This is a genomic window from Ruminococcus sp. AF17-1AC (assembly GCF_003461385.1).
Classification (GTDB): domain Bacteria; phylum Bacillota; class Clostridia; order Oscillospirales; family Ruminococcaceae; genus Hominimerdicola; species Hominimerdicola aceti.
The window spans coordinates 278-7,523 of sequence record NZ_QTWZ01000033.1 but is presented as its reverse complement, the minus strand read 5'-3'; the positions used below and the strand labels follow the sequence as shown (position 1 = coordinate 7,523).

General features: G+C 43.9%; 6 protein-coding genes. 5 read left to right on the top strand and 1 reads right to left on the bottom strand.

Annotated elements, in window-relative coordinates; genetic code table 11:
• Positions 1–23: 23 nt before the first annotated feature.
• Genes DWW81_RS12730 through DWW81_RS12710 form a run of 5 tightly spaced genes read left to right on the top strand, consistent with a single transcriptional unit; the run spans position 24 to position 6,610 of the window.
• Entirely contained in the window at positions 24–1,046 is a 1,023-nt protein-coding gene (locus DWW81_RS12730; protein ID WP_117898159.1) for a toll/interleukin-1 receptor domain-containing protein, read from the top strand.
• 15 nt (positions 1,047–1,061) lie between these two features.
• On the top strand, positions 1,062–1,490 hold the full coding sequence (locus DWW81_RS12725) for a hypothetical protein (RefSeq protein WP_207659999.1): 429 nt from the start codon (positions 1,062–1,064) through the stop codon (positions 1,488–1,490).
• Between the two features lie 4 nt (positions 1,491–1,494).
• Positions 1,495–4,470, top strand: a complete 2,976-nt coding sequence (locus DWW81_RS12720) for a DEAD/DEAH box helicase family protein (RefSeq protein ID WP_117898157.1) — start codon at positions 1,495–1,497, stop codon at positions 4,468–4,470.
• Positions 4,471–4,491: 21 nt separating this feature from the next.
• Positions 4,492–6,312, top strand: a complete 1,821-nt coding sequence (locus DWW81_RS12715; protein ID WP_242989657.1) for a DUF262 domain-containing protein — start codon at positions 4,492–4,494, stop codon at positions 6,310–6,312.
• Positions 6,302–6,610, top strand: coding sequence for a hypothetical protein (locus DWW81_RS12710; protein WP_117898156.1), 309 nt, complete (start codon positions 6,302–6,304; stop codon positions 6,608–6,610). The genes DWW81_RS12715 and DWW81_RS12710 overlap by 11 nt, the downstream gene beginning before the upstream one ends.
• A gap of 216 nt (positions 6,611–6,826) precedes the next feature.
• On the opposite strand, the gene DWW81_RS13475 is transcribed toward DWW81_RS12710, so the two are convergent.
• Positions 6,827–6,997, bottom strand: coding sequence for a hypothetical protein (locus tag DWW81_RS13475; RefSeq protein ID WP_181984657.1), 171 nt, complete (start codon positions 6,995–6,997; stop codon positions 6,827–6,829).
• Positions 6,998–7,246: the final 249 nt, after the last annotated feature.

The following is a 7,246-nucleotide window of genomic DNA, read 5'->3' as shown; positions in this document are numbered from 1 at the left end:
TTATTATACTTTGATTGTTTTTTATGTGTCAAGTTTTATTATACAGGATTACTGAAAATCTCCTGTTTGAGATTATCGAACATGAGTCTGACGGAAACCATTGGGCAGAACGATTTGAAGCAGCCGACCATCGAGAGGATATTATACTTCGTGGCTGTTTCAAGGAGCTGAAAGATAATAACTTGGTTCACACTACTTGGGCTGACAATATCCCCGTTATCATTCAGGTGCTAAAAGATGGCTACCTTTATCAGCGGCATAAAGAAGAACGAGAAAAAGCTGAACGTGAACTGACTATGGGAGCGTTTGAAAGAGAACTTACTGATTTACTTGAACGAGCCCAAAACATCAGTCCACCCACACAAGTTTCCTATGACGGTGAAAGTATTGCAGAGCATAATATGCCTGCCAATGTGTGGATGGACGATGTGAGGATCTTCCGCGCCAAATATTTAAGTGAACACCCTTTGTATTCGTCAATGGAGTCGCTTTTATTCCATAGGAGCTTTAGCCGTTTAGTTGCTTCATTGACAAGTATAAGCAAAGATAGAGATTTTATTGATAAGATGAATGGAGTGGAAAAGGTGGAAGTTCCAAAGTATCAGGCAAAAACTTTGCCTGAATATGATGTGTTTATCTCCCACGCAAACCAGGATAAAGAGGAGCTGATAGAGGAACTTTACCAGTCACTTCAAAAGTTAGGGATAAGCATCTTCTATGACAAAGAATCACTTGAATGGGGCGACAACTGGAAAGAGCGGATTTTGAATGGTACAAAGAAGGCTGAGTTTGCTATTATTGTTATTTCCGAGAATTTCTTTGACCGTGAATGGACAGAGCGTGAGCTTTCTGAGTTCCTGAACCGTCAAAACCGTAATGGACAAAAGTTGATTCTCCCCATAGTACACAATATTACCATGCAACAGCTTCAGGAGAAGTATCCGAATGTGGCTGATATTCAGGCAATCGATTCAAGCAAATATAATTGCGATCAAATCGCTCTGCTGTTTGCAAAACAACTAATCAAACGACTGAAAGCCAATTAAATGGAGGTGTGTGGTGTGGCTAAATTGCTAAAAAAAGTCTCAAATGCCTATTGGGTGTATTATGTGAACGAAGCAGAAGCCAAGAAGTTTGATGACAGCAAGGTCGGAAAATGGATGTATTTTTTCAAAGATAATGACTTTGCTGCTAAAATATGCGAGAAAGCGGTTGCCGATGGCGTTGTGGCAGAAGCAAAGCATAGCAACGCTCCAGACGGTGTGTGCTGTTTCTATCTTCATTTCGATGATAAAGAAGCTCATAAACGCTGTATCACATATTTCCTTGAAAACGGTCTTATCCGAAAAACTAAGGCTGGAAAGCTATACAATATCTCGTTTAAGCTCGATGATCAGACACGAAACGGCGAATATGGCGACGGTTTTGTATCTGAGATCAAACTCGATAATTTTGTAAATCTTGAAACTGGAGAATGGATCGGAGGATAACAGCATGAATGACATACTAACAGAAAAACAATATCAAGCTGAACTGCTCGGTATACTTCGTGACCAAAACGGCTACACGATAAGAAAAGCAACAGACTTCGACCGCCGTTTTGCCCTTGACCGTGAAATGCTGTTCGGCTTTCTGAACGATACCCAGCCTGAGACAATGGAGAAGCTCCGCAAGATACATAAGGACAGGCTCGAAGATACCATTGTTTCGTTCATCAATGCGGAGTGTACGAAGAAAAGGGGCAGCCTACTTGAAGTCCTCCGTCACGGTGTTGAACTGTCGGGGCATAAGCTGGAACTGATGTTCACAAAGCCTGCAACCACTTTCAATAAAGATCTGATGCGGAAATACGAAATGAACCGCTTTACCGTCATGGAAGAAGTGTGGGCGAACGACAAAGAGCGAATTGATGTTGTTATCTTCCTCAATGGCTTTGCGATCATCTCTATGGAGCTGAAATGCAACTATGCAGGACAGTCAACGGACGATGCGATATATCAGTACCGTATGGAGCGTGATCCGAAGTCCAGACTGTTCTTATTCAAGGCAGGCACACTCGTCAATTTCGCTATGGACTTGCACGAAGTCTATATGACAACGAAGCTCGACGGTGAAAAGACTTTTTTTCTGCCGTTCAATCAGGGCAACGGCAAGGGTGTCAATGCAGGTGCAGGAAATGCACCCTGTGAGGACGATTATCCCGTTCATTATATGTGGGACGATATTCTCACCAAAGACACGATACTTGACCTCATTTCCAAATTCATTTTCATTCAGACCTCGGAGAAAGAGAACGAAAAGACAGGAAAGGTCGAAGTCAAGGAGAGCATTATTTTTCCCCGGTATCATCAGCTCGATGCTGTCCGCAAGCTCCTTGCCGATGTAGAGGAAAACCGCACCTCGCTCAACTATCTTATTCAGCACAGTGCAGGCTCCGGCAAGACCAACACTATCGCTTGGCTTGCGTATCGCCTTGCTACGCTCCATGATGCCGACAACAAGATCATTTTCGACAATGTTATCATAATGACAGATAGAGTAGTTGTTGACAGACAGCTTCAAAAAGCGATCATGGGTATGGAGCATAAGTCGGGACTTATTCGTGTGATGGACGAAAAGTGCAATTCTGCCGATCTCGCTATCGCCCTAAACGGCAATACGAAGATCATTGCAACTACTATCCAGAAGTTCCCGTATATCGTAGACAGCGTTCAGGGTTTGAAGAATAAGCGTTTTGCTGTCATTATCGACGAAGCACATTCTTCTACGGCAGGCAAGGATATGGCAGCGGTCACGCAGTCCCTCGGTATGGGTGATGAGCTGTATCAGGATATGGAGGACGAGATCGCCGCAGAGCTTGCAAGAAACGGCAAACAGCAGAATGTTTCGATGTTTGCTTTCACGGCTACTCCAAAACCGACTACATTACAGCTTTTCGGCACGATCAATCCTAACGGACAGCGTGAAGCGTTCCATGTGTATTCGATGAAGCAGGCTATCGAGGAAGGCTTTATCCTCGATGTATTGCAGAATTATACCACTTACAAGACCTTCTATCAGATCAACAAGGAGATAGAGGAAGATCCCAAAATGCAGACCGCAAGTGCGAAACGGCAGATTGCTCGGTTTGTTGAGCTGCACGAAACAAATATTGCCCAGCGTATCGAGGTCATCGTAGAGCATTTCCGCACAACTGTTATGCAGGAACTTGGCGGGCAAGCAAAGGCAATGGTCATTACAGCTTCAAGACAGGCAGCCGTCAAGTATTGTAGGGCTTTTGGAGACTATTGCACTAAAAAGGGATACAAGGGCATTCGTGCGCTTGTTGCGTTCTCCGGCAAGGTGAAGCTCCCTGATGATGATACGGAATACAAAGAGCCCGGTATCAACGGTATCCCCGAAGATCAGCTCACCAAAGAGTTCGACAAGGACGATTATCAGGTGCTTTTGGTCGCAAACAAATATCAGACAGGCTTTGACCAGCCGAAACTCTGTGCTATGTATATCATGAAGAAGCTCAAGGGTGTCAATGCGGTACAGACACTTTCACGTCTGAACAGAATTTGTCCACCATTTGAGAAAAAGACCTTTATTCTTGATTTTGTCAACAGCTATGAGGATATTGTAGGAGCATTTGCTCCGTATTACACAACTACGCTTCTCTCAAATTCCGTTACTCCGACTGCGATCTACGACCTTGAAGCACAGATAGACGCTTATGCGATCATTGATCCCGATGATGTAGATAAGGTCAACGAGATACTTTACAAGGAGAAGGTGCAGTCTGCTGACAAGAAAAAGATCAACTTCTGCCTTGATAAGTCTCAGAAGCTGATCGAGCATTACAGTATCGAGAAACAGCGTGAGATCGTGGTTGACCTCCGTCATTTCGTCCGTTTCTATGAGTTTATGATCCAAGTATCCAGCTTTGAGGATACAGAGCTTCACAAGAAATACAACTACATCATTCTTCTGCTTTCTCACATCAATATCAAACACCCAGGCCCAGGCTTTAACCTCGATGGTAAGATCAGAGCGACACAGTTCGTGCAGAAAAAGCAGGACGAACATACAAAGACCGAAATTGTCGCAAAGCCTGTTGTGAAGCTGCCCTCTGCTGAAACATTCGGTCTGACTCCCGCAAAGGAAGAAAGGCTCTCTGAGATCATCGCAGCGATCAATGCACGGACAGGCAAATCCTATGACAGCGATGTTGCAGTAAAGGCAATGCTTCAGATCAGGGATATTCTGATGAAGTCCGACAAGCTGAAAGCAAGTGCAAAGAATAACACAGTCAAGGACTTTGAGTTCTCCTACTTTGACGATATTGATGATGCACTGATCGAAGGCTTGGAGCAGAATCAGGACTTTTTTTCCCTGTTGCTCAATGATGAGGAGATCAAGCGTGAAGTCCTCGGTATCTTTACAGAGGAGATCTATACATCTCTAAAGCAGGCAGCGGAAGAATAATAGAACGGAGATGATAAAAAAATGGCTATCAACATTGCTCCAAAGTCTCTTGATACAGAGCTGAGTGAGCTTATGCGTGAGGTATCAAGCGGTAAAGAACAATTACCTGAGTTTCAGCGTGGGTGGACATGGGATAATGACAGAATCCGTGGCATTATCGCAAGTTTATCTCAGGGTTATCCTATGGGAGCGATCATGCGGCTTGAATATGGGAATGAGAATGTGCGTTTCAAATATCGCACTATTGAGGGTGTAACAGTCACGGGAGTCACTCCTGAGTTCCTTATTCTTGACGGACAACAGAGATTGACTTCAATGTATCGTGCGACTTGCTGCAAAGAACCTGTTGAGACAACGACAGAAAAGGGCAAGGAGATCAAAAGATACTACTACTTAGATATTAAAAAGTGCTTAGACGAAAGTGAAGATCGTGTTGATGCTGTTATTGCCGTTCCGAGCGACAGAATGGTCAAGACAAATTTCGACAGAGATGTAGTCCTTGATCTGTCGACTCGTGAACTGGAGTTTGAACACGAAATGTTCCCCATAAACATCATATTTGACAGCAATGCCCGTGAAGATTGGGCAGACGGCTACAAGGAATACCACGAATACGATAAGGCATTCATGGAGAAATACAAGCAATTCAGAACTCAGGTCATTGATACGATCGTTGGCTATAAGTTGCCTGTTATCACTTTGGGCAAAGAAACGCCAAGAGAAGCTGTTTGCAAGGTCTTTGAGAATGTGAATACAGGCGGTGTACCGCTGACGGTATTTGAGCTTGTGACAGCTACCTTTGCAACCTATGACTTTGACCTTCGCAAAGACTGGATCGAGTGCAGAGACAAGATTCGTGGCAAGGGGGAAACTCTTAATACAGATGTTATGGAAGGTGTAGACGAAACATCATTCCTTACCGCTATTACGCTCTACACAACCTATCTTTCAGATAAAATGACTACTTGTAAGAAGAAAGATGTTCTCGCTCTGAATTTTGAAGATTACAAGAAAAATAGGGGTATTTTGCTTGAGGGCTACAAAATGGCTCGAAAGTTCCTGTTCCAGCAATATGTGTTCAGAAAGCGTGATCTGCCTTACACAACTCAACTGATTCCGCTATCAGCGATCTGTGCTGTGATCGGTACAGCTACATTCAATCTTCCAAGCACTCAAAAGATACTGGCAAAATGGTTTTGGTGCGGTATCATGGGCGAAATGTATGGCGGTGCGAATGAGACCAGATATGCAACAGATATTGAAGATGTTGTGGCAGAGATTCAAGGGAAAGATAGCCAGAACAGAACGATCAACGCTGCTTATTTCTCCGCAACTCGTTTACTGTCACTTCAAACAAGAAATAGTGCCGCATATAAAGGCATTATGGCGCTCGTATATAGAGAACAATGCCGTGACTTTATGCAGGGCATAACAATGGATATTGTCAAGAGTATGGACGAATCGCCGGATATTCATCACATTTTCCCTGAAGCATATTGCAAGAAAATGGGGCTTGACAAGACTAAATGGAACTCGATCGTCAACAAAACTCCGCTGCTTCCTGCGTCCAACAGACAGATCGGCGGTGATGCTCCAAGTGTTTACAGCGGGAATATAATGAAAAAAGCGGAGATCGACGAAGTTGAACTTCGTTTCCGAATCGAGTCCCACCTCGTCAACTACGATTACCTTATCGCAGATGACTTTGATCACTATTTCATAGCAAGGGCTAAAGCTATCCTTAAAGTCATTGAAGCTGCAATGGGTAAGACAATAGCCGATAAGGGTTCTGAGCAGACGATCAAGGAGTATGGTTGCAGCTTAGAAGATAATGCAAACTGAAAGCGGTGAGGTCATGCGAAATAATGCCCACATTCTCTCTGCTGTTTCGTTTCATTTCTCCTGCGGTGGTTTCTTTGGCGGTTACGGCAATGTGACGGTCAAAAAAGAGGGAAATCATGCCGTGCTGACGGTTAGTCCCTCAATGCTTCGTGAGGGTAAAGTTGAGGACACCACAAAAGAACTGACGATAGCCGAATGGAATGATTTTATCAGTGATGTTTTCTCAAAATATCATATAGACGATTGGAATGAGGAATATATCAATCATGACATTCTTGACGGCACTCAATGGTCGTAAAGGTCACTCTTGATAACGGCAGCGAGCTTGAACACTACGGCAGCAACGATTTTCCTCCGAATTGGAGGAGCTTTGTAAAGTACATCAATAACCTGATTGCTTTTTCGGGTGTAGAATTCTAACTGTAATCAATTAAAGCCGACTTCATCGAGGTCGGCTTTAAGCTAAGAAAGGAGCTTCTATGGACAAGGAACAGTATACAAAATTCTCCGATGCTCAGATTGGCAGTACGATCAACCGTCCCGTGCTGGTGTCTGCAATCGTAGAGAATACTGCACGAAACGGCAATACATTCGTGAAATATCGTATCGCAGTAGCATCACGGTCGGCTCTGAGCTTGTCTATCAGCTCGGCGCATTCCCCATAGCTTGCGGTGAGTGCCGACATACGGACACCAATCATATAGGCGATCGTAGTAACTACCTCTTTGGTATCAACGGTCAGGGTTTAACCTCCTTTATCGCTTGTACATTCGATCTGTTTATCAATGACCGTCATTATCTCGTTAAGCCGATTTTCTCCGATACCTTTGATCTTGCTCAGATCGGCTCGTAAACTGTCATAATCAATGGGGTGCGTTTCAGGGAACAGGAAAACAATATGATGAAGAGTTTAAAAAGCAGGCAATAAAGCTCG